The sequence below is a fragment of the Methylocaldum szegediense genome, from assembly GCF_949769195.1.
GTDB classification, from domain to species: domain Bacteria; phylum Pseudomonadota; class Gammaproteobacteria; order Methylococcales; family Methylococcaceae; genus Methylocaldum; species Methylocaldum szegediense.
The window spans coordinates 2158548-2182307 of sequence record NZ_OX458333.1 but is presented as its reverse complement, the minus strand read 5'-3'; the positions used below and the strand labels follow the sequence as shown (position 1 = coordinate 2182307).

14 protein-coding genes are annotated in these 23760 nt (G+C 59.9%); 12 read left to right on the top strand and 2 right to left on the bottom strand.

Annotated features, from left to right (window positions below; translation table 11 throughout):
- The first annotated feature begins 515 nt into the window (after positions 1-515).
- Complete coding sequence (locus QEN43_RS09270; protein WP_026611730.1) at positions 516-2291, top strand: FG-GAP-like repeat-containing protein; 1776 nt, start codon at positions 516-518, stop codon at positions 2289-2291.
- A 208-nt stretch (positions 2292-2499) separates the two neighbouring features.
- On the opposite strand, the gene QEN43_RS09265 is transcribed toward QEN43_RS09270, so the two are convergent.
- Positions 2500-3096, bottom strand: coding sequence for a TetR/AcrR family transcriptional regulator (locus QEN43_RS09265; RefSeq protein WP_026611731.1), 597 nt, complete (start codon positions 3094-3096; stop codon positions 2500-2502).
- Between the two features lie 114 nt (positions 3097-3210).
- Here QEN43_RS09265 and QEN43_RS09260 point away from each other — a divergent pair, with 114 nt between their 5' ends.
- The 6 genes from QEN43_RS09260 (at position 3211) to QEN43_RS09235 (ending at position 19906) form a co-directional block, all read left to right on the top strand.
- A complete protein-coding gene (locus QEN43_RS09260; RefSeq protein WP_026611732.1) occupies positions 3211-3888 on the top strand; it encodes a DJ-1/PfpI family protein in 678 nt (225 codons plus the stop codon).
- A 38-nt stretch (positions 3889-3926) separates the two neighbouring features.
- The gene (locus QEN43_RS09255) at positions 3927-6074 is read left to right on the top strand and encodes a molybdopterin-containing oxidoreductase family protein (RefSeq protein WP_317964006.1); all 2148 of its coding nucleotides are present in this window, start codon (positions 3927-3929) and stop codon (positions 6072-6074) included.
- A 208-nt stretch (positions 6075-6282) separates the two neighbouring features.
- The gene (locus QEN43_RS09250; RefSeq protein ID WP_317964005.1) at positions 6283-6591 is read left to right on the top strand and encodes a putative HlyD family type I secretion protein; all 309 of its coding nucleotides are present in this window, start codon (positions 6283-6285) and stop codon (positions 6589-6591) included.
- A 723-nt stretch (positions 6592-7314) separates the two neighbouring features.
- The gene (locus QEN43_RS09245; RefSeq protein WP_317964004.1) at positions 7315-16422 is read left to right on the top strand and encodes a carboxypeptidase regulatory-like domain-containing protein; all 9108 of its coding nucleotides are present in this window, start codon (positions 7315-7317) and stop codon (positions 16420-16422) included.
- Between the two features lie 132 nt (positions 16423-16554).
- Positions 16555-19494 (top strand): transglutaminase-like domain-containing protein, encoded by a 2940-nt coding sequence (locus QEN43_RS09240; RefSeq protein ID WP_317964003.1) that lies wholly within the window; start codon positions 16555-16557, stop codon positions 19492-19494.
- Positions 19495-19504: 10 nt separating this feature from the next.
- Positions 19505-19906, top strand: coding sequence for a hypothetical protein (locus tag QEN43_RS09235; protein WP_317964002.1), 402 nt, complete (start codon positions 19505-19507; stop codon positions 19904-19906).
- 232 nt (positions 19907-20138) lie between these two features.
- Here the strand turns inward: QEN43_RS09235 and QEN43_RS09230 are convergent, their stop codons facing one another.
- Positions 20139-20375, bottom strand: a complete 237-nt coding sequence (locus tag QEN43_RS09230; RefSeq protein ID WP_317964001.1) for a hypothetical protein — start codon at positions 20373-20375, stop codon at positions 20139-20141.
- Positions 20376-20411: 36 nt separating this feature from the next.
- On the opposite strand from QEN43_RS09230, the gene QEN43_RS09225 reads away from it, so the two are divergent.
- From QEN43_RS09225 to QEN43_RS09205, 5 genes are all read left to right on the top strand, one after another.
- Positions 20412-20942 (top strand): helix-turn-helix domain-containing protein, encoded by a 531-nt coding sequence (locus tag QEN43_RS09225; protein ID WP_317963861.1) that lies wholly within the window; start codon positions 20412-20414, stop codon positions 20940-20942.
- Positions 20833-21339, top strand: a complete 507-nt coding sequence (locus tag QEN43_RS09220; RefSeq protein ID WP_317963860.1) for a transposase family protein — start codon at positions 20833-20835, stop codon at positions 21337-21339. The genes QEN43_RS09225 and QEN43_RS09220 overlap by 110 nt, the downstream gene beginning before the upstream one ends.
- A 551-nt stretch (positions 21340-21890) precedes the next feature.
- Positions 21891-22145, top strand: coding sequence for a hypothetical protein (locus QEN43_RS09215; protein ID WP_036269230.1), 255 nt, complete (start codon positions 21891-21893; stop codon positions 22143-22145).
- A gap of 33 nt (positions 22146-22178) precedes the next feature.
- Positions 22179-22823, top strand: a complete 645-nt coding sequence (locus tag QEN43_RS09210) for a transposase (RefSeq protein ID WP_317964068.1) — start codon at positions 22179-22181, stop codon at positions 22821-22823.
- Positions 22824-23351: 528 nt separating this feature from the next.
- Positions 23352-23753, top strand: coding sequence for a hypothetical protein (locus QEN43_RS09205; RefSeq protein WP_317964000.1), 402 nt, complete (start codon positions 23352-23354; stop codon positions 23751-23753).
- Positions 23754-23760 lie beyond the last annotated feature (7 nt).

Below are 23760 nucleotides of genomic sequence, written 5' to 3'. Positions count from 1 at the left end.
AGGGGTATTCAGTCGATCGAAAAGGAAGGTGAGGAGAGTTATCTGCCCGCGAGGGGCAGAAGCAGCCCGAGGCCCAAGGTAAGAGCCGGAAGAGGAAGGATGGCGGACTGTTGTCGCTTCATGACGTCACGCTAACAGGGAGCGACCCGAAGTGTCAATACGAATTCGATGATAGACAAGGCCATTGTGTCGAGGGCGGCAAGCGGCTCGGTAACGGCGCTTGCAATGCCATTCGGTATTCGAGTGAACCAAAATTGGATGGGTGACGCGAAGTAACGCCCACCGATGGCCGGGGTCGGCCCTTTGAGGGAGCTCAGGACAGCCTTTCGACAGCCTCTGTGTAACCCGGCGGCTCGCGGTAGACCGGCGGGTTAACCTGCCCTACAAAAGTGAATTTTTTAAAGCGAATTGGACAAGAGCCGATGGCACGAATATCGCTTAGTTATCGAGGCCCAAAAAACGCGAAAAAGCCGTGGCTTTTTTAGTAATACCAGCTTCGATAAGAGGGATTTCGTATGAAAAACGACCATAATAAAAACGGTTCATTGGCGGCCTGCAACTGGGCCTTCGGCATCGGAGGCCGGCGAACGGCCATAAAGTACGGACTCGGCGTCCTCGCCGGCATTTGGTTTGCCGCGGCTAAGGCCGATGCGCCTTATACGCCAATCATCATCGATCATCCGATACCCCAAGCACAAGCACACTTTGGTTCCGCCGTCGCTGGGGCCGGCGATGTCAACGGCGATGGCATTCCCGACATCCTGGTAGGGGCACGCGGGCTGGTCTTTGTGTTTAGCGGGGTTGACGGCAGCCTGCTCTTGACCATCGGCAATCCCGTGCCCGGGCCATACAACGGTATCGGCGGGGCCGTGGCCGGTGTGGGCGATGTGAACGGCGACGGCAAATCCGACCTTCTGCTGGGAGCGGACATTAACAACAATGGGAGGGGCCAAGCCTTTGTTTTCAATGGCGCCGACGGGACCCTGCTTTATACCCTCAATCCCCCGGTGCCTGAATTTAGCCACTTCTTTGGTGTGACAGTGGCCGGAGTCGGGGATGTGAACGGCGACGGCAAACCCGACCTGATGGTAGGGTCGCTAGGTTGGTGGGACTGGAATGAGTGGACAGGCGGGGCTTATGTGTTCAGCGGGGCCGACGGGAGCCTGCTTTATACGCTGCATTCTCCCACGCCCTTGGACAGCGTGTTTTTTGGCGAATACGTGGCGGGAGCCGGGGATGTCGACGGGGACGGTGTCCCGGATTTAATGGTGGGGGAGGAGGATACTTATGATGACCGGTGGCGCCCGGTCTCTGTCTTCAGCGGGGCCGACGGCCGCCTGCTGTACACGGTCGCCAATCCTACGCTTCAGAATGCGGGCAATTTTGGCCAAAGCTTGGCCGCCTTGGGTGACGTGGACGGAGACGGCAGATCCGACTTACTGATAGGTGCCCGAGGACAATACATAGGCGGCAATCAGGAGCAGGGCCAGGCCTTTGTGTTCAGCGGGGCCGATGGGAGACTGTTGTACACGCTCGATGCTCCGACGCCAGAGCCGTTTCTCTTCTTTGGCGGCGCAGCAAGTGGCTTGGGCGATGCGAACGGCGACGGCATCCCCGACCTATTGATCGGGACGGACGGCGGTCCTGGCCAAGTGTTTATGTTCAGCGGGGCCGATGGGACCTTACTGCATACGTTCGATAGTACTGGGCCGGGGGTCGTGGGGTTATCCCGGGTGGCCGGTATAGGCGATGTGAATGGCGATGGCCAACCCGATTTTGTAGCAGCGTGGCCGTACCAAAATGTTGACGGGAATGCAGGACAGGGCCGAGTCGTTCTTTTCGTCAGCACGCCCTCGACACCCACGTGTTTCGGGGTACCGGCCACGATCGTCGGTACGCCGGGCAACGATACCTTGCGCGGTACGCCGGGCAACGATGTGATCGCCGGCCTGGCTGGCGACGACGTCATCGACGGCCTCGGCGGGGACGACCTGATCTGCGGCGGCGAGGGCGACGACCAGCTCCGCGGGAGCGAAGGCAACGACAAGATCAGCGGCGGTCCGGGCAACGATGCGATTTGGGGCGGGGCGGGCGATGATCTGCTCGAAGGAGATGCCGGTGACGACCACGCCAACGGCGGCAAGGGAAACGACATCGTTCGCGGCGGGGATGGCGACGATCTGCTGATCGTGGCGGGAAGCGGCGTCGACGCCGTCGACGGCGGCCCGCATGTTAGGCGCGACCACTGTGCGGCGAGCCCGGAAGATACCGTGCAGAACTGTAATCCGTAGTGAGGCGAAAGGCGGCGGAACGTTGCCGGTCGAGGTATTGGGAAAGGATGCCTGGTTCCTCCGGTCCGGATGCCCGTGCGAGGGTTTGTTCTATTAATCAGGTGCGTAAATACTCTTCCGCTATTTTTACGGATCGCCGCCCGGGTCGGTACAAGCCCGGCCTGGGCTCGCGCGGCTTGTCGCCGCGCCGAGGTATCCCTGTCCCGGATTAATCCGGTGAGCCGAACAATTTTGCGTCCAACAACCTGAACAATGTACGTGCTTCCTCGGCCGTTTCGGCTTTGCCCGTCATCTGCGCCCGTACGATGGCACCGTCGATGATCAGCACGGCGAGATCCGCCGCATCGTCCGCCGCGAATCGCGGCTGCTTTGGAATCAATGTTCGGATGAAATCCCATAGTTCCCGCTTGTGATCCGCCGCTATCCGGCGTTCTTCCGCCGAGTCTTCGCTCAGTTCCGCGACCGTATTGATAAACGCGCAGCCGCGGAAGTCGGGTTCCGAAAACCACTCTTGTAGTGCGTCCGCTAAGACGGCGAGGCCGGGCGACGTCCGGTTTTCGGCCAGCTCCTGGACGCGCCGGGTAAACCAATCCATCCAGAACCGGTGGCGCCGTTCCAGGAATGCGACTACCAGGTCTTTCTTCGACGGAAAGTGGCGGTAAAAGGACATCTTGGCGACGCCCGATTCGGCAATAATGCGATCTACACCGGCGGCGCGGATGCCGTACCGGTAGAACAGCCGCTGAGCGGTTTCCAGGATGCGGTCGCGGGCCGAGGGCGTAACAGGCGCGGCGTCTTGAGTCATAAAAGCTCTTGAAAGTGTTTACGGGATTATTGACAGAACGGTCTGCCTCCTCAATGCTGTAGACAGATCTGTCTACACGGCGGATTGGCCCTCGACCAACACAAGGAAACGATCATGAGTTACACGTTCAAACCCGGTTTCCGATTAGGCATTTACATCTGTAAGGATCTGGAGATCGTCGACTTCGCGGCGCCCTTTGGCGTATTCTCGGTCGCCCGTCGATTCGATCCCGAACTGGAGGCGTTTTTCATCGCCGAGTCCTTGCGTCCGGTACAGGCGCAGGCCGGCTTTACGGTGCTGCCCAACTACTCCTTCGCGGACCGGCCCGATATGGACGCCTTTCTGATTCCGGGCGGTTTCGGCACGCGTCAGGAGATCAACAACGGGCATCTGCACGAGTTCATCCGCGGCTTGCCCGAGAAAACCCTGCTGGTTTCGGTTTGTACCGGCTCTTGGATTTACGCCAGGATGGGTCTGTTGGACGGAAAAGCGGCGACCAACCGTAAGGAGCCCGACCGCGTGGAACAATCCCCGTCCGGCAAGGTGCCCATCGACCGCCTGGCCGAACTGGCCCCGGCCTGCCGCATCAGCCGGGCGCGGGTGGTCGATGCCGGACGGATCATCACGGGCGGCGGCATCAGTTCCGGGATGGAAGTGGGGTTTCACCTGCTGCGCAGGGCGGGGTACGGCGAAGATTTCATCAGGGAGGTGGCTCGGGTCATGGAATACAGCAAGGCTTACGAGATGTATGCCACCGATATCGAGTACGCCGATTCCCAAGTTTCGTCTTGATCGGAATTTAGATAACGATAATTGACTGGAGGATAAACATGGCGGCTACCAGCGAAAAGCGAACCGTTTTTGGCGCCTGTCCGCACGATTGCCCGGACACCTGCGCGATGCTCTACGAAGTCGAGAACGAGCGGCTGGTCAACGTGCGCGGCAATCCCCATCATCCGTTCACGCGCGGCGGCCTCTGCACCAAGCTCAAGGATTTCCACGACCATCACTACAATCCCGAACGGGTGCTTTATCCCTTGCGCCGGACGGGGCCGAAGGGCTCGCGCCGGTTCGAGCGGATTTCTTGGGACGAGGCGCTGGACGAGATCAAGACTCGCTGGACCGCCATCATCGATGAGTACGGCGCAGAAGCCATCCTCCCGTACAACTACCTGGGGAACCAGGGCACTCTTCAGGGCCTAACCGTCGGCGACGCGTTTTTCAACAAGCTGGGTGCGAGCGTGCTCGAAAAGACCTTCTGCGCGAGCGGTTCCTCCACCGCCTGGCTGCTCACGGTCGGGCCCACCGGCGGCGTCGACCCGGAAAGCTTCGCCCAGTCGAAATACATCGTTATCTGGGCCTGCAATTCAGTCAGCACCAACCTGCATCACTGGCATATCGTCCACGAGGCGCAGAAGAACGGCGCCAAGGTGGTGGTGATCGACGCCTACAAATCCCGCACTGCCAAGCAGGCCGACTGGCATCTGGCCCCGAAGCCCGGCACCGACGGCGCACTGGCCATGGCCATGATCCATCAGATTATCGCCGACGATTTGCTGGATCACGACTATATCGCCCGGTATACGGTCGGATTCGAAGAACTCAAAGAAAGGGCGGCGCGCTATACGCCCGAATACGCCGCCGAAATCACCGGCATTTCCGCCGACGACATCCGGAGGTTGAGCCGCGAATACGCTACGACCCAGCCCACGGCCATTCGGATCGGCGTCGCGCTGGAGCGGCATCACGGCGGCGGGCAGACCATCCGCGCGGTGTGCTGCCTGCCGGCCCTGACCGGGGCCTGGCGACACGTGGGCGGCGGCTTGCTGCAGATGCCGGTCTGGGAATTTCCGATCCGTTGGGATCGGGTATGCCGGCCGGAATGGATCAAGCCGGGAACCCGCGTGATCAATGTCCTGAAGCTGGGCGACGTGCTGACCGGGCGCATGCCGCTCGCGCCGCCGGTCAAGTCGCTGATGGTCTACAACGCCAACCCGGTCTCGCAAGCGCCGGAAAGCAACAAGATCGTCGAGGGCCTGAAGCGCGAGGACTTGTTCACGGTGGTCAGCGAACACTTCATCACCGACACCGCGGCCTATGCGGATATTGTTCTGCCCGCCACGATGGCGGGGGAAATGGACGACATCATGTGGTCCTGGGGTCACCTCTATTTGACTCTCAACCGGAAAGCCGTCCCGGCTCCCGGCGAAGCCGTGCCCAACACCGAGCTGTTCCGGCGGCTGGCCAAAGCCATGGGATTCGACGACGAGCAGTTCACGCGCAGCGATCGCGAGATGATCGAACATTACGTCGACTGGAACGCGCCTCAACTCCGTGGCATCGACCTAGCCTATCTGGAACGGCGTGGTTATGCCCATATCCGTGGTGGCAAACCGGAAACCTCGGCGCCGCACACAGAAGGCAACTTCCCGACACCCTCGGGAAAGTGCGAGTTCAAGGCTTCGGGCGCCGCCCAAGGCAATTTCGTCGGCGCCGTCTTCCGGCAAATGTACGAAGGGGGCCAAGGTGCGGAACCGATCGACGATCTGCCCGACTACGTGCCCTGCCGCGAGCGGCCCGAGAGCGACCCCGAGCGGGCGAAACGGTTTCCGCTGAACATCCTTACGCCCAAGAGCCACGGCTTTCTGAACTCTTGTTACGCCAACGAAGAGCACAAGATCCGCGCCCAGGGCGAGCAATTCGTGCTCATCAACCCGGCCGATGCGGAGCCGCGCGGCATCCGCGAAGGCGACAGCGTGAAGGTGTTCAACGACCGCGGCGAATTCGAGGCCGACGCACGGGTGACCGAGGACACCCCGCCCGGCGTGGTGGTCGCGACCCTCGGTTACTGGCGGAGCCGCAACCGCGGCGACGGCTCGGTCAACGTGATCAGCTCGGCTGCCTACTGCAACTTCGGCCACGCGCCGACATTTTCGGACAACCTGGTCGAAGTCCGGCGGTCGACGGAGCCGGCCTGAAAAAACGAAGCGGAACGCGCGCTGCAAAGACTCAAACTCGTATCATCGTTACGCAGACAGCACGCCTGATTCCAATTCGCGATCGAACGAGCACTTGTCGATACCTGGAAATCGAGACGCAAGCCGCAGCTCCAACGGAGTTTCGCGTCGAAGGATTCTCGACCTACAGCGGCATGGCCGTAGTTCGGCAATCCACCGCCGACAACCTATGGCCAAACCGATCCAGAAGTACGGCATGCTGACCGGCTCTGTCGAGCGGGTCAGCGCCGATGCGTCGGATGTCGCCGGCAGCGGGGCCTTTGCGGCGAACGCGCCGCCGGGCGCGCAGCCGAAACCGCCCGTCTACAAGGTGTTGGTCGGCCTGAATGCGCAGTACCTGGAAATGGGCAGACTGCGTTTTGCCCTCGGCGCCGGCATGCAGGCCATGGCTGAGATCAGGCTGGGCGATCGCACGGTCGCGGAGTATCTGCTCTTGCCGGTACAAAAGGCCTGGCACGAGGCGGGGCGCGAGCGGTAGCCCAGGGCTTGTAGAGCGGATCCGTCGGCGGCACCGAGCCGCGTCTCTGTTTTTGGCATAAGTTCGAATTCCTCTTTCCTTTTGGCTTGGCGCGGTTCCGGGAGGGTAAGGCATGCCGAGCGGGTTGGTTTGGTGCAGCGGCCTATCCAGTCCGTTCAGGATTTTTTCCGCAATGTGATGCGCATCCCATTTCTAAACCTGAATTCGAGCTATACATCTAGCGTGGATGCGCTTCTCCCGCTCGAACGCGGCCGGGATAACCTCAGACCGCAACGGAATGCGCATCCTAACGTATCGCAATCATCACGATCCAGCAGTTAGGTCTTAAAGGGGGGAAATCATGGACGACACGTCCACACGCCTTAGGGCCGCGCGCATTGCTGGCCCGCAGCCGCTATATGCCCGTGCCATCGCGGTAACAACGGCGTCGCTGGCCTCGCCTTCCGTACCTCCTCCACACCTCTGCTCCAACTACCCTCATCGCCCACCTCTCTCGTTCGGAGTGCGACGAGTCCTCGCTTGAGCGCGAGCTGTACTCGAATGGTTGCGGTTGAAGCGAGTGTTTCCGATTGGAAGTGGGTCGGCAATCCCTTGCCGACAAAGACCTCTGGCGCTCACGAACATGCCGTTCGCGATTAGAGGGGGCTAATCAAAGACCGTTTGGGATTTTACGAGCGCCGGCTCGAAGAACGAATGACAAGGCAGTATTAGGGACCGTTCGGCATGATCAAGCAGGGGTTTAAAACGTGGATGGCGGCACTACTGTTGGCCTGTCTCGCGATGCGAGGCGTGGCTCAGGCGGCGCCGGAGATCCAAAGCGGCCTGGCCTGGCTGGAAAGCCGGATCAGCAGTACCGGGGAGGTGCTGGACGCGTCCTCGTCCATCGCGACGCCTTTGCAGATCCAGGGCGAGATTGTCGATACGCTCACGCTGTTGTCCCGCACACCGGCCGCGGGCCTGGTGGATGCCTTGGGCGCCGAAGCGGGCGGCACGACGGAGGATCTCGCCCGCCAGATACGCGCTTACGCCCAGGCCGGGCGGAACACCACGCCCTTCCTGACGGCGTTGCTGGCCAATCAGAATGCCGACGGCGGATTCGGCAGTTTCCCCGATTACCGCAGCAATCCCCTGGACACCGCTTTCGCCCTGATCGCTTTGAAGTCGGTCGACTATGTCGGCGCCGACGTACTTTCGGGAGCGCTCGGCTATCTCTCCTCTGCTGCGAACCCGGACGGCGGCTACGGCTTGCCGGGTAGCTCTTCGGCGAGCCAAGTCTATGTCACCGCCTATGCGCTCAACGCCATGCAGGCGTTCAGTCAAAGCTACGCGCTGACGGCCCCGATCTCGGCCGCGCGGCAATGGCTGCTGGCGCGGCAGTCCGGCGGCGCTTACGGCGAAACGCTGTCGAATGCGGTCGCGGCACTGGCGTTGACGGCCGGCACTACCGATACGACGGCGTTCGCAGGACTGATCGATGCGATCAAGGCGGCACAGCAGGGCGACGGCAGCTGGGGCGCGGACCCGTACGTCACCGCGCTGGCCCTGCGTGCACTGCATCTTGTCGACCATTGGACGCCCCCGCCGACAACGGGTGCGGTCACCGGTCTGGTCTTGGAGCAGGGCAGCTACGTCCCGATGGCCGGAGCCGTCATTCGCCTGCTTAGGACCCCGTCGGCCGAAGGCGCGACCGGCGCCGACGGACGCTTCACCCTGAGCGGCGTGACGCCCGGCACTTACACCGTGGAAGTCGGCCTGTCCGGCTATGCCACGGTCAGCGTCGCCAACGTTGCCGTTAGTGCGGGAAATACCGCTAATCTCGGCAACATCATTCTCGGCGTCGATGCCACGGCCGCCGTCCTGCGCGGCAAGATCACCGACGGCAACACCGGCGCGCCCCTGTCGGGAGCCACCGTAACGCTGTCCGGCGCCGCCACCGGCTCCGCCGTGTCCGATGCCGAGGGCAGCTTCCAATTGGGCGGGCTGCCGGCCGGCGCCGTCACGATCGATGTCGGCAAGCTGGGTTACGGCTCCGTCACCGCCGCGGCGACCCTGGCGGCCAATACTGTGACGCTGTTCTCCCCCAGCCTGTATCCGGAGGGAACGACGCCCACCACGGCCAGTCTGCAGGGGCAGGTGACCGACGCCGCTACCGGCGAGGCGATCGGCGGCGCTACGGTAGCGGCCGCGGGACGCACGGCCACCACCGACGCCTCGGGCAAGTTCTCTCTGACCGGTCTCGCCGCCGGTTCGATTTCGGCGAGTGTGAACGCCGCCGGATACGCCGGTGCGACGCTGACCGGCACGCTGGTTAACGGCGTGAACGATGCCGGCGTTATACGCCTGGCCAAGCTCGGCGCGTCCGCCACGACGGTTTCCGGTACGGTGCGCGACGCCGCGACGGGAGAGCCGATTGCGGGAGCTACCGTGCGTGTGCAGGATGGGGCAGCCGCGGCGGTAACGGGAGCCGACGGCCGCTATCAGCTGGCTGGGATCACCTCGGGCTCATTCACCTTGAATGCCGGCGCCGCCGGTTACCTGAGCCGGAGCGCGAATGTTACCGCCAACCTGGGCGACCATGTTGTGGCGGACTTTGTCCTGGACCGGAGCCAATCCGCCAGCGGCATACGCATCGAGAGCGTTTCCACCGATCAGCCGGCCTACGATCCTTATGGCGAGATCGAAATCAGCGCGGAAGTCAGCAACGCCTCGGACCAGCCCGCCGATTTGATTTTCAGCGCGACGATCCTGGACGACAGTCGGAACGTTGTGGCCGAAGTACCGGCGATCCAGTTGGTGCTTGGCCAATCGCCGGCCGACGCCGTGCAGCAGGTGCCGGCAAACGGAAATTTGAGTATCGATATCGATTGGTATAACAGGAACGTCGCGCCGGGTTTCTACTCCGTCGTGGTCCGGGCCGTGACCATCGGCGGTTCGGTGGTCGCCGAGGGCAGCACTGCCTTCAGTATCAACCCAATGCAGCGATTGGGCGGCGGTATCCGTCTAAACCCGCCGATTACGCAGGCGGACAGCAACCAGCCCATCGCCATTGACGCGAATGTCGTCAACCACGGCAATCTTCCGATTCCCGCCGGCCCCGCGGAATTGACGGTTACCCTGGTCAATCCGGACGATGTGCCTCCGCCGCCACCCGCGGCCAGCGTGAAAACGCTCGTCAGCGGCGCTCCCCTGAGTTCGCCGCGCGGCGGGGTGTTCGACGAAGCCGGCAATTACTATGTGGTCAACAATGCCGACCGGCGCGTGATCAAGGTCGCGGCGACCGGCCATGCTGAGCTCCTCGCCACGTTGCCTTCCACGATCGACGGCGTGCCGATCAGTCCGGTCGACCTCGCACGCGACCAGGCCGGCGCCTTGTGGATCCTGAATTCATCCAAGCTGGTGCTGAAACTGGGGCCGGACGGCAGTCTGTCGAGCCGGACGACCGGCCTTGCGGCGCAGTACGGGATCGACTTGGACACCGCCGGCAATTTCTATATCACTGGCAGCAACGGCTCCGACCGGGTGTTGGCAAAACTCGACCCGGCCGGACAGACGACGATCCTGGTCGCCAACGGTCTGAGCGGGCCGAGCGGCATCGTAGCCGCCGGCGATGGGGGCTGGTTCGTCAGTAACTACAACGACAATACCGTTGCCAGAATCGATGCTTCCGGCCGTATTACTACCTTCGCCGAGGGCCTGAACCGGCCCCAAGGCCTCACGAGGGACGCCCAGGGCAATCTTTACGTGGCCAACAGCGGCGCCAACACCATCGTCAGGATCGCGCCGGATGGCACGCAATCGATTTATGCGACGGGATTGAAGAGTCCCGCGGACCTCCGCTTCGACAGCGCCGGCAACCTGTTCGTCAGCAATCCGGGCGACAATACCATCGCCAAGGTGTTGCCCGACGGGAGCGTGCAGACCTTCGCCCGCGGCATCGCAGTGAATCCGGAAGGGATGCGCTACGACGGCGCCGGCAATCTCTACATCGCCAACGGCAACGGTACGGTGAGCCGCCTCGGCGTCGACGGCGGCTATGGCGTCGTCGCGACCGGCCTGAATGCGCCCAAAGACATCGAAATCGGCGCCGACGGCGAGATCTATGTCGCCGGCTACGGCAACGGCCGCATCACCAGGATCAGCGGAAACTCCGTGTCCGCCTGGGCCTCGGGCTTGCAGTCTCCCTATGGTTTGGCGTTCGATGGCGACGGCATACTGCACGTGACGGAATCCTCCGCCAACCGCATCTCCACCCTGGACGGCACCGGCGAGCGGACGACCGTTCTGGAGTCCCTGATCAACTCGCCCGAGGATGTTCTCGAAGGTCCCGACGGTCGGGTCTATGTCCTGAATCGCGGATTCATCGCCGCGATCGGCGCCGACGGCCAGGGCGGCGTGGTGGCGAGGGGATTCTCCAATGCGACGGGATTCACCCCGGCGCCCGACGGCGGCTTCTATGTCGTGGACAACTCGTCTACCGTAAAGCACGTCGATTCGGCCGGGGCGGTATCCACGGTCAAGACCGGCTTACCCTACAACCCGGGCGGTATTGCCGCAGACGCCGACGGCAACGTCTATGTGGCCGATTACAACGGCCGTCAAATTCTGAAAATAGATGTTTCCGGCACAGTTTCCGCTTTTGCGCCCCTAGGCGTCTACCCGACCCGCTTAATCGTAAACGGTTACGGCGGATTCTATGCGCTGTCAAGCAACGGGGATATCCGTGCGATCACCCCCGACGGAACGGCTGCTTACTTCGTCAACGTGAGCGGTGCGCGCCATTTGGCGCTCGCTGCCGACGGGCGGCTGTTCGTCGCCACCTCACAGGGTGTGACGGCCGTATCGTCGACGGGCCTCAAGACCACCTTGGCCAGCGGGCTGAGCGACGTCTCCGGTGCCGTGCCTCTGGCGAACGGGCAATGGGCTGTGGTTGAACGGGGGCTAGCGCAATTGACGATGTACGATGCCCAGGGCGCCCAGATAGACCGCATGAACGGTTTTTCATCGCCGGGCGACATCGTCTGGACTGGCGGAGAGTTCGCCTTCGCGGACGGTTCCGGCAATCTGCTGTCCTGGGTGCCGGGGCAGCATCCGCGCCGCGCCGGTTCGGGGCGTCAGGCCAAATACCTGGCCTGGCGAGACGGCGTTCTTTATCTGTCCGACAACAGTGGCGTCGCCACGCTCGCGGCCAACGGATCTTTGCCGTCCTACTACACGCTCGCGGGACTCCGCAATGTGTCGGGCCTCGCGTTCAGAGCAGACGGCGCGCTCACCCTGGCCGGCAATTCCGACAGCCGGGTGCTGACCGTGAATGCCGCCAAACAGATCGTCGCTTCCTATGCCGGCTTGTCCAATCCCGGCGCGCTGGCCGTGGACGACGCAAACAACGTTTTCGTCGCCAGCGCCGGAACCCAGCAAATCGTGAAGGTCGATGCTTCCGGCCAGCGTTCCGACGTGTTCGCGGTCAATTCTTCCATGAACGGCCTGGCGTTCGACGGCAGCGGTCAACTGTACGGCGTCAGCGGCAACGCCGTCTACCGCTTCGATGCAGCGGGCAATAAAACGACAGTCGCATCCGATCCGTCCGCCAACCTCAGCCGCCTGGCCTTCGGCGGCTCGTCGATCGTCGCCACCAGTTCCAGCAATGGGTTCGCATATCGGGTCGATGGCAACGTGTTGACGCCTTTCGCGGCCGGAATTGCGGGCGCCCAAGGCGTGCGCGCGGGGCCGGACGGCGCGGTATACGTGGCGGGGACCTCCAATGGCACGGTGACCCGGTACAGCGACGGCGGCCTGTCCATCCACGCTATAGGTCTGCCCAGCCCGCGGCGACTCGCCTTCGCGCCCTCGGGAACGCTCTATGTGGCGGGCAACAGCGGCAGCGTCATGGCCGTCGCCGGTGATGGCGCCAAGACCGATTTAAAAGTCGAAAAGACGCTGGGCACATCGGCGTTCGACGGCGTTGCGGTGGACGGCCAGGGTCGGGTGATGTTGACCCGTTCCGGCCGGAATGACATCCACGTCTTTAGCGAACCGGTGGCACCTGCGATCCCGCCGGCCGGAACCGTGGTTCACGCGGCAGCCCTAAACCTGGCCGAACTGCCGGTGGACGGCGACGCCCTAGCGGTGGCCTTGGGCAGCTGGACCCCGCGGTTCAGCGGCGATTACGAAGTCCGTCTGCGCTCCACACAGGAAGGCGTCGAGGGCGCGCTGGTCAATGTCCTGCATGTCGGCCCGCATGCCGACGCCCGGATGAGTATCGACCGGACTGCCGTGTCCCCGACCGAGGACACCGTCGGTGTGAGCATTACCGTGGAGGGCGCGGATTTCACCTCGCTCGCCAAGGTGGACAAATCGAATCTGGCGCTTTCGGTTTCCAGCGGAGCCTATCCTTCCGCCATCGGCGCCGACGCGGCCGGCAATATCTATTTCACCAGCGGCGGCGTCGTCAACAAGGTCGACAAGGCGGGGACGGTCACCACCTTCGTCGCTAGGACCACCTCCATCCGAGGCGAGATCCCGGTGGATTCCGCCCAAAACCTCTACATCGGCGATGGCTATAACAGCAATAAGCTGCTGCGCATTGCCCCGGACGGTACCACTACCCTAGTCGCCACGCTGCCCACCGCCATCGTCAGTCTGGCGATCGACTCGCGGGACAACCTCTACGCCTTGACCGCCAACCAGATCGTCAAGGTTCGGCCCGACGGCAGCCAAAGCGTGGTCACCTCGGCCGGCATCACCAATCCGTACTCCCTGACCATCGACGGCAAAGGCAACCTGTACGTGCAGAACCGCGGCAACGTCATCAACCGCATCGGGCCGGATGGCAGCGTATCCACGCTGCTGACGGAGGCAAAGTTCGAATACGAAGGCCACAACATCGCCGGCGATTGCGCCGACAACCTGTTCCTCACGCCTTACGAGTGGGCCAAGGTCGGACAATCCGGCGAGGAGCATATCCTTGCCCAACTGATCGGTCGTACTGGCCAGGTGGCGTCGATCCTGGACGGCCGCACCGTCAACCGCGATCTGGAGGACATGGATTTCATCGTCTACGACCGTTTCAGCGGCAACCTGCTGATCTGGACTGATTACAATAACGGCCGCATTTACAAGCTGCCCGTCACCTGCGGCGCCATCAACACCGAGTTGCATGTGGTGCTGCCCCAGGGCCAGTCGGCCGCGGGCCTGAATCCGGCGCCGACCGGCGCTTTGGCCTTGCCCGACGGCGCCACGGAGTACGTGTGGAACCTCAAGGACGTCACGGCGCTGGGCCGGACGGTACGGTTCGACACGGTCCTGAACGGTCTCGTCCTCGGCGAGGAGCGCTTCGTCGCCCGGGATGCCTTCCTGGTGTTCCAGAACAGCTTCGTGGCCGGCGACGTGCGGGTGCCCATCGAGATTCCCAAGGTCAGGGTCGAAAATCTGGTGCATCTCGGCGTGGCCACCGACAAGCCGGTCTACCCGGCGTCCGCCGATGCTTTGATCAGCGTCGACCTCTGGAACGATAACCTGCATCCCGTCAGCGGCCAGGCCGTGGTGGAGATCCACGATGCGCTGGGCGTACGGGTGGCCGGCTTGCTCGCCGAATCCGCGCTGATCGAGGCGAACGGCCGGTTGCGCCTGACACCGGTGTTCAATACCGGCACCACCTTGGCCGGCGAATACACGGTGCAAGCCGCCTTGCTGGATGAGCAGGGCGCCGTGCTCGCGTCGGGATCGGCCGCTTTCCGCATCGTGGCGGGCGACGGCTCAGGCGCGACTCTGAGCAGTTCGGTCAGCACCGACCAGGCCGCCTATCACGCCTACGACACGGTCATCATCAACGGCCGGGTCAGGAATCTCGCCGCCAATCTGATTCTCACTGACCTCACGGTGGGCGAGACGGTGACCAACCCGTCTGGCCAGGTCGTGTTCACCGCTAGCAAAACGATTCCGCAACTGATCGGGGGGAGCCTGGAGGATCTGCCGTTTACCCTGCGTTTGACCGCGGCGCCGCCGGGTGTTTACACGGTAACCCAGCAAGTGACGGACCTGACCGGAGCCGTGTTGGATACCCGCAGCACGACCTTTACCGTCCATTCCACGGCCGAGACCGGCAGCGGCTTGACGGGCACGATCTCAGTGACGCCCACCCAAGCGCAACATGGCGATCCGGTGACTCTGAGCTATGCCGTCGGCAACCTCGGCAATGCGGATGTGACCGGCTTGCCGATACTCGTGCGCCTGGTCGATCCCGCTACCAACACGCTGATCCAGACCTGGCAGGAAACCGTCGATCTGCCGCAACTGGGCCGCCACGACGGCAGCCATGTCCATCCCGGTACCGGCCTGACGGTGGAGCACACCTATGCGGCGGTGCTGTCCGTTCTGATCGATGGTGACGAACGGGTTCTGGCCCAAGCCACCTTCCGGGTGATCGATCTGCCGGTCAAACTGGAAGTGACGATGCACGCGGCCACCGGCCGGGTGCTCGCCCTAGTGAGCTGCGGCGCTGAGGACGATGACGACCGTGATCACAAGGATCGCGATGACGACCATCATCACTTCGATCGCGGTCACGATCAGCACAACAAGCATGGCCGCCATCATCATCGCGACCACGACAGCTACCATCACAGGGACGATCACAAGAAGAGCAAGGGCGATCATGACAGGCATGCGCCCGCCTGCCTCGCTCACCGTAAGGCCCTGCTGGATCGGACGCTGACCGAACTCGGCATCCGCCACCGCATCGTGACCGATCCGGACGCCTTCCGTCGGGCGTTCCGTTCCGGCGTCTACGACACCTACTGGCTGTCGGGTGGTCGGGTCAAGCTCGGCGATACGCTCGCTCGTGAACTCCGCGAAGCGGTATACCGGGGCGACGGTCTTCTCCTCGATGGTCAGCACGACGAGCGCAACAAGGTGCTCGACGCCGCGGGCGGCTTCCTCTACCGAGGCAAGCTGGGCAAGCTCGACCAATCCGTCGTCTTCACCGAAGCGCCGTTCGAGATCCAGACCCTCGCCAGCCGGGGCCGTGGCCTCAAGCTCGAACTGGCCGGCGGCCAGGCTGTCGCCCACTTCCCGGCAGGCTCGCCCGCCGTGGTGCGGCATATTTACGGCGCAGGCCGAAGCCTGAGCCTCGCGTTCGATCTGCCCGCGGCCTTGGCGGACCAAGTCTCCTACGCCGCATGGCGCGACGTGCTCGGCCAGGCTTTGGCCGATCTCAAACCGACCGCGACGGATACCTATACCGGCGGGGCTTATGTCCAGGAGCGGATGGGCGTGCGCAATCTCGCCGAGGAGGTGACCGCACGCTTCCTGTTCCGGCTACCGGCCGGCGCCGCGTTGATCGAGCCCGATCCGGCGCTGACGGCAGAACCGGACGGCGGCTGGCTGTGGAGCTTCGACCTGCCCGCGGCGGAAACCCGCACCCTCGATCTCGGCCTGCGCCTGCCGGACGCCGATGGTGAATACGGGTTCACCGGTCGCCTCGACGTCGCACGCAACGGGGTGTTCCGCCACTATGCCGATTACGCCTGGAGCTACACCGTCGCCAGCGCGCAAACCGATGCAGTCCTGCTGCGGGCGGCGCTGAGGGATTACCGCCCGCCGAAGCGCCCGGATCAGCAGATTCGTGACCGCGCTATCGAGGCCCTCGACCAGGCCTTGGATCGGGCCGCCGCCGGCCGTTGGGACGCGGCGATCGAGCCGCTCCTGGATGCCGGCGAATTCGTCGCGGCGCTACCGTCACCCGACGCCCCGGCCTGGCGAGCCCGACTCGCGCGGCTGCTGCAGGAATATGCCTGGCAAGCCTACCGGGCGGAAACGGCCCCGCCCGAGCCTTGAGTTCGGTGATGGCTTGGCCTTCCCCCTTCCGTCCGAGGCGGAAGGGGGACGTCGCCGTAAATCGTTCCTAGCGATTTAAGTTCAACATGCAAATTTCCTCTATGAACAATGCTCCGAAGGAGTGCAACTTCCATGCGAACTTCTGCCATCGGTACCCTCCGCCACCGGACCGGCATCATGCGTGGTATTTCGACCACGGTATTGGTCGCCTTCACCCTGCTGATTCTCTTGCCGACCGCCCAAGCGGCCCAGCAATCGGCGGTCAAACCGGCGAGCATACCCATGTCGGCCTCCGGCCCGCAGTCGGTTACGGATGAGGATAGGCTGAGCCGTGCGCTGCAGAATATGGAGGAAGCCCTGGCGCGTCTGGAAGACAAAATTCAACTTGGCAACGAGCTAAACATGGAAGTGGAGCGTTTAGCGGCGTTAGAGTCGGACATCCGCCGGCTGGATCGAGCGGTTCAGCAGAATTTCAAACTGATCGAACGTCACATTCGCGACCGTCATCTGCCGGCGGTTATCCTCGAACGCCATCAGGCGATGGTGGCGGACTATCGCCAGGGCATGGCGGCATTCCTGGCGACGCTCCAAGGGACGCTCCGGGCGCCGAAAGGGAAAGCCCTAGCCCAGGTGCAAAAGGGCCGGAAATACCTGAAGGACCACAAGGTACGCCGCCGGCATCTTGCTGACGATCCCCGCGATCTGCCCAATCGCAGTCTTCGGCCCGATCCCGAGCACAAACCACGCGAATCGGGGTGGGCTTTCAAGCAAGCGGGCATCGAAAGCAACCCCAAGGTACATCTGGCCGCCCTGGGCGACTTCACCTTCGATCGCCTGCCCGGCGCCAGCGATCCTGCTTATCTTGCTGAAACCCCTGAAATCCAGCTGACCCAACCCATCAAGGAGAAAGCGGCGGAACTCGGTCACGACCCGGTAACGATCTACCATTGGGTGCGCAACCACATCCAATGGCAGCCCACCTGGGGCGCCGGGCAGGATGCCGCCCTCACCCTGAGCGCCGGGCGCGGCAACGCCTTCGACATCGCGGGGCTCCTCATCGCCCTCCTGCGCGCCTCCGGCATACCGGCCCGCTACGTCCACGGTACGATCGAGGTATCGGCCGAGCGGTTCAAGAACTGGGCGGGCGGCTTCGAGGACATCCAGGGCGCGCTCAATTTCGCCTCGGCCGGGGGCATTCCGATCACCCCGGTCCTCGGCGGCGGCCGGATCGTGTCCGTCCGCCTGGAGCACATCTGGGTGGAAGCCGCCATCGACTACGTGCCCTCGCGCGGCGCCAAGAACCGCGAGGCTGACACCTGGGTGGCATTGGACCCGAGTTACAAGCAGTACCAGATCCTCAAAGGACTCGATGCCGCCGCGATCGCCGGGATCGACCTCGAGGCGGTCGCGCAGACCACCCTCGACAGCGCCACCGTCAATACCGCCGAAGGCTGGCTGTCCGGACTGGACCCCACCGCTCTCGCGACCGCCCAGACCCAAATGCAAGGCGCGCTCAAGGAATACCTCGCCCAGCACTATCCCCATCCCACCGTGGGCGATATCCTCGGGGGCTACAAGACCATCGTCGAAGCCTTCCCGAGCCTGCCCGGTGCTTTGCCCCACCGCATCGTCGCCGTCGGTGCCCGCTACGGCCAGGTACCCAAGGCCCTGCAAAACACCTTCACCTATGCCTTTGGCCGAGATGTTCTTGGCGATCTCATCGATCCTCTTACGCTGCCGCTGGCAAAACTCAACAACCAGCGCCTGACCCTCTCGTTCAGGCCGGCGACGGCGGATGACGAAGAGGCCCTGCAATCGCTGCTGCCCCAAGGCGAGATCACCGACGTCAGCCAACTGCCGAGCGCCATCCCCGCCTACCTCATCCAGGTCGTGCCGGAGCTCAAGCTCAACGGCGAGGTGCTCAAGACCGGCGGTCCGATGCGGCTCGGCGAAGAACTGAGTTTCTTCACCCAAGTTAGCCACGCCGGCCGCAGCTTCCCGGCCAAAGCCTACGACGTCATCGCCGGTTCCTATCTGGCGGTGGCGGCGGCCAGCGGCACAATTGCGCCGGCCCAGCTCCAGGCCGTCCAGGATCGGCTCAGCCATACCAAGACCACCCTGGAGAGCGGCGACACCGGCCTCATCGCCAGCTTGAGCCGCGAAGCCCTCTTGGGCGACCTGTTCCATGCGGGGCTCCTCGGCTACTATGCCCAGCTCATCGGCCTGGCCCATGTCCTGGGCCTCCAGCAGCACGGCCACTACACGCTCGCGGCCGGCACCGGCACCTTTGGCTACGAACCCAACGTCAGCTATCTCTTCGGCATCCCCCGCACGATCACGCCGGGGGGCGTGGTGATGAATGTTCCGATCGTCCACATCGTCGGCCAGGACACGAATGACGGGGCGAAGAAGCGCGACTATCTGTTCCAGGTGGGGCTGATCTCCTCGGCCCTCGAACACGCCGTGCCGGAGCAGATGTTCGTCAACGACGAAAACCCCGGCGAAGCCATATCCGCCGTGAAGTCCCTGCAGAAAGCCAATGCCCAGGGTCAGCGGATCTACCACCTCACCCCGGCGAACCAGGCGATGACGTTGCCCGCCATTCACCAGAACTCCCTGGTGATGCAAGAAATTCGGGCGGCTTTGAACGCAGGCAAGGAAGTGATTACCCATACCGATCCGGTGAGCGTGCCGGGGTGGAGTGGGGCGGGGTACATCCTGTTCGATCCCGAGACCGGGGACGGGGCGTTCAAGATCGGCGGGGGGCAGAATGGGGGAATTATAAGTATCGATGAACTTATAGGGATCTTTGCGGGAATTTTTGTTGGTTTAGGTATTATCTCTGGTACAGCTATTATCGGAGGAGCGTCACTTTTATACTTTTTTCCCCTTGTGATATCTTACATCTATTTTTGGGCTTTGCTCTCGCTAGTTAATAACTATGCTGAATTTGCTACGGGTGCCGGAGTGGGATTGGGATTGCCATATTTTACATGGCAAGTATTTCTTTCAAAAGCTGCAATTGCAGATGCGATAGCATTAATATTTGGAATATTGTCAATGGTCTTGTAGGGGTTCAGGTATGGCTCTGGCAAAAATTATAATAATATTTCCGCATCATTCTATTGCTATTTTTTTTATGTTGGCATTTTCATGTTTCCTGAGCGCCCTACGCACGGGAAGCCATTTTTCTTTATTTTACGGAATCGCAAGTACAATTTTTGGTATTGTAGATTTGATTGTAATTAAGGCTGCAGAGATGGGGTGGAGATTGGCTAATGACGAAGACAAATATGTTATGCCATTGCTATGTTTAATTCTTATTACTTTTTATTTTGCTTTGTGTGCGTTATTGAGAAGGCGGTTAAATGCAGACGATATTAAAAGCATAGGGAAATTTAGAGGTGTGGTCTATTTTTTGAGGTTTGGGTGGTTTTTTTGCGGATCTACCTTGGTATTAATGATTTATGGAAAGTTAGAGTAATCAAACGCAGTGAAGACCGAGAGTGTCGGAGAAACTATTGCTCCAAATTCGGTAACCATCGATTTGACCGTTGTCGGAAATCGTGATTTCGGTTGGCTTGCATGTAGCAGTTTTTGGACTCATGTTTAATCCAGAAGCTAAATGGGATCATGTCAAAGGAAATGTGCTTCTGACTGTAACGGGTGCGCTCGGCGTTAAGGCCTCGCGAGTGAACTTGCTACTGTAATAGCATTCATACTTGGCTTTGTTTCGGGCTGTGCGCCCAATCACTAGGATGGGCCGTCGTGAAATATGGAGTAAAGCTGTTTCTTTGTTTAATAATATTCTCTTTGTACCCGCTTGTGGTTTCTTTAGTTAGATATAGAAAAATTGATACATCTTCATTGGCGGTTATAGCCATATCTCTTCTTTTTATCTGTTTATTTAATAGAGTTGTACCTGATGCCAATGCATGGTATTGATAGCCCACTTGTTTCTCAAACAAATCCGAATATAAAAACCTTCCGTGATCTACGACAAATTTAGCCAAATAACCGATGACCGCATCGTGGCATCGTTGATTGGAATGCCCAAGGCGAAGTTCACAGCCCTCGTCAAAGTATTCGAGTCGGCCGCTCTCGCCATCGATCGAGAGCGTGTCGAAAAGGGCGAGATAAAACACGTCAAACAGGGCGGTCCTAAAGGTTATCTTGATTCTTACGAGAAAAAGCTGTTTTTCGTTTTGTACTATCTGAAAACCTATCCCACTTTTGACGTTCTGGGCTTTCATTTCGGTTTCAGTGGCGGACATGCCCATGCCCACATCGACCGGTTGCTGCCGGTTTTGGGACGAGCGCTGACAAGCCTCAACGTCATGCCGGAGCGAACGCTAACAACCCCAGAAGAATTCTCTCAACTCATTGATCAATATAAGAACATAGCGATCGATGGCGTGGAGGTCGCTTGCGTTCGACCCCAAGATGAAACTGAACAGGAAAAGCGTTACAGCGGAAAAAAAAAGACATACGCTCAAATCCCTCGTCATCTCCGACTTTAATCGAAGGATATTGTTTTTGTGCTGCATTGTGGCAGGCAGCGTACATGACTACACACTCATGAAAGACGTCTTCACGCCGGGTTCAGCGTGGTTCGAGAAGGTCGGTTTATGGCTTGACTTAGGATTTCTGGGGGCTGACAAAGATTATCAAAGTACCCAAATATATCTACCCCACAAGAAACCTAGAAAATCCAAGAAAAACCCTAATCCGACATTGACGCCTGAGCAGAAGAAACAGAACAGAAAACAAGCCGCCACCCGGGTCATCGTTGAGCATGCCATCGGTGGCATGAAGTTCTTCCACTGCTTGATGCATCGGATTAGAAATCATCTGGGTCACTTCGTGGATTATTTTTTCTCACTTTCCGCCGGGCTTTGGAACTACAAAATATCTTGATTTACAATTGTTTAGCATCAGAAACAACTCTAATGCTTTAAATGGTCGGATCGCAGATAACGTCCTGATTTTAGTGTTCATATTTTCAATATTGGCTTTCAATTACTATCGAGGGCTAAATAGAACTCGGCTTGAAGGAATGGAGGATGCGTTTAAGATTAATAACTGGCTTGAGCTGAGCTTTGGGGTTGTTATTATTTGTATGATATTTTGGGTTATTTATGTTTTGTAAATGCGTGCGATAAAAGGGAAGGCGAGGTCGGCTCTCACATTTCAAATACAGCGAATTTAAATTTGTGCGATTACGGGCGGTCGAAGGGTGAACATCACCTTGAAGTCGTATCATGAAAGCTTACTCACTCGATCTGAGAACCCGGATAGATAGTCAGCTACGCTCTAGCTCACAGCGTGCGTAAGACGGCCGCACTGTTCCGGGTCAGTCCGAACACCGTTCACGTGCTTAAGAAGCTCTTCATCGAAACCTGCCATTGGCTCCGAAGCCCAGTCATGGCGGTCGTCTGCGGGGCATCTCTGCTGAGGGCGAATTTTACTTGCAGGCCCTGCTTCGTGAGGAGGTGGAGCTCACGCTGGAGGAACTCGGCGGGCGCTACGCTAATACCTATGGCGTAACTATCAGCATCGATGCACTGCTTAACACCTTCCAGTGCCTCTACCTTGAAGAAACTGGGGCCCGCCTGAACATGATTTTGCCTTATGGCCGGGCCCCACGGGGCGAACGCGTGATCGACGAACGTCCGGTGTCGCCGGGTGAGACCGTGAGCACCGTCGCCGTGCTGACCGAGTAAGGTCTAGATGCCCAGTGGAGCTATCAAGGCCCGCTGACCGCAGACCGTTTCGTGGCCTATCTCGACGTCTATGTGGTATCGCTCTTGCTCGCCGGCAAGATCCGGATTCTCGATCGCCATCCGGTCCACCGGACGCGCGCTGTCCAGGCACTTCTGCACCGGCATCAGGCCCGTTATGTAGACCCGCCGCCGTACCCATCGGAACGCAATCCGAGTGAGGAAGCATGGTCCAAAGTCACGCACGTACTGAAACGCGAGAAAGCACGCACCGTGGACCACCTCCGCGACACCCTTCATCGAGCCGCAAAATCCATTACCTCGAGTGATGCTCAAGGGTATTTCCAAGCATGCCGAGGACTTTCCTCTGGTAACCGTCTGAAATTGAAAACGCTGTATGTCGCAGAATCTGTAGATTTACTAGCTATGGAATTTTCATCAGCTGCGTATTTGACAATAGTTGCTTATTTGGTTGGTACAATCCTGCTTGTTTACGAAATAATTTCGGATCCCAATCAGTTTTGGGAAGAAAAAGGCCAAATAACATTCATCATCGCGGCAATGTTAGGACCGATTTTGGCCCCGTTACAGGGTGCCGAGGCGGGTACGGCATCTCAACAACTGTGGACAGCTATTGCATGGATTGTTGGTGTTGCACTAGGAGTTATTGGTGCCATATAAGCAGGAGTTCTTATGAAGGTTATTAGAATCTATCCTTCGTTTGGGCCAATAATCTATATTTATACGGTGTGGGTGCTTTTTTTTGTAAGCTTATTAATGCAGGAGGGTGGATCAAAAAAACATATGTTATTACTGCTATGTTGGATATTGTTCTTAGTCGTATTAGTTATCAAGGATTTGCTTGATTGGTTGGTATGGAAAAAATACTTGCCGATTATGTGCTTCAGGGACAACAAAATCGATGTACAGCGTAGAGAAAAGGTTGATGCCTACGATAGAATACCATTTGATCAGATTAAAAAAATAAGCTTTGATAGGCAGTCGGCAAAATTATCAATTTATCTTATAAATGGAAGATCATTATCTGTTGACTTATATAGGCTTAGGAGAAGCAAACAAAAGGAGGTGCTCAAATATATTGAGCAACGTATACCTTTACAATAAATCCAAGAAAAAGCAAAACGGATTAGCTCGTATAGGAGGCGGTGAACGAAAGAAACCGCATTATTTACGGTCTATCTGTTCCAGGTGGGGCTGATCTCCTCGGCCCTCGAACACGCCGTGCCGGAGCAGATGTTCGTCAACGACGAAAACCCCGGCGAAGCCATATCCGCCGTGAAGTCCCTGCAGAAAGCCAATGCCCAGGGTCAGCGGATCTACCACCTCACCCCGGCGAACCAGGCGATGACGTTGCCCGCCATTCACCAGAACTCCCTGGTGATGCAAGAAATTCGGGCGGCTTTGAACGCAGGCAAGGAAGTGATTACCCATACCGATCCGGTGAGCGTGCCGGGGTGGAGTGGGGCGGGGTACATCCTGTTCGATCCCGAGACCGGGGATGGGGCGTTCAAGATCGGCGGGGGACAGAATGGGGGAATTATAAGTATTGATGAACTTATAGGTATTTTGCGGGGATTTTTGTTGGTTTAGGTATTAT

Bases quoted from the DNA above. Each gene is read 5' to 3' on its own strand.
- QEN43_RS09270 (WP_026611730.1), top strand. From the start codon at position 516: ATGAAAAACGACCATAATAAAAACGGTTCATTGGCGGCCTGCAACTGG.
- QEN43_RS09265 (WP_026611731.1), bottom strand. From the start codon at position 3,096: ATGACTCAAGACGCCGCGCCTGTTACGCCCTCGGCCCGCGACCGCATC.
- QEN43_RS09260 (WP_026611732.1), top strand. From the start codon at position 3,211: ATGAGTTACACGTTCAAACCCGGTTTCCGATTAGGCATTTACATCTGT.
- QEN43_RS09255 (WP_317964006.1), top strand. From the start codon at position 3,927: ATGGCGGCTACCAGCGAAAAGCGAACCGTTTTTGGCGCCTGTCCGCAC.
- QEN43_RS09250 (WP_317964005.1), top strand. From the start codon at position 6,283: ATGGCCAAACCGATCCAGAAGTACGGCATGCTGACCGGCTCTGTCGAG.
- QEN43_RS09245 (WP_317964004.1), top strand. From the start codon at position 7,315: ATGATCAAGCAGGGGTTTAAAACGTGGATGGCGGCACTACTGTTGGCC.
- QEN43_RS09240 (WP_317964003.1), top strand. From the start codon at position 16,555: ATGCGAACTTCTGCCATCGGTACCCTCCGCCACCGGACCGGCATCATG.
- QEN43_RS09235 (WP_317964002.1), top strand. From the start codon at position 19,505: ATGGCTCTGGCAAAAATTATAATAATATTTCCGCATCATTCTATTGCT.
- QEN43_RS09220 (WP_317963860.1), top strand. From the start codon at position 20,833: ATGGCGTGGAGGTCGCTTGCGTTCGACCCCAAGATGAAACTGAACAGG.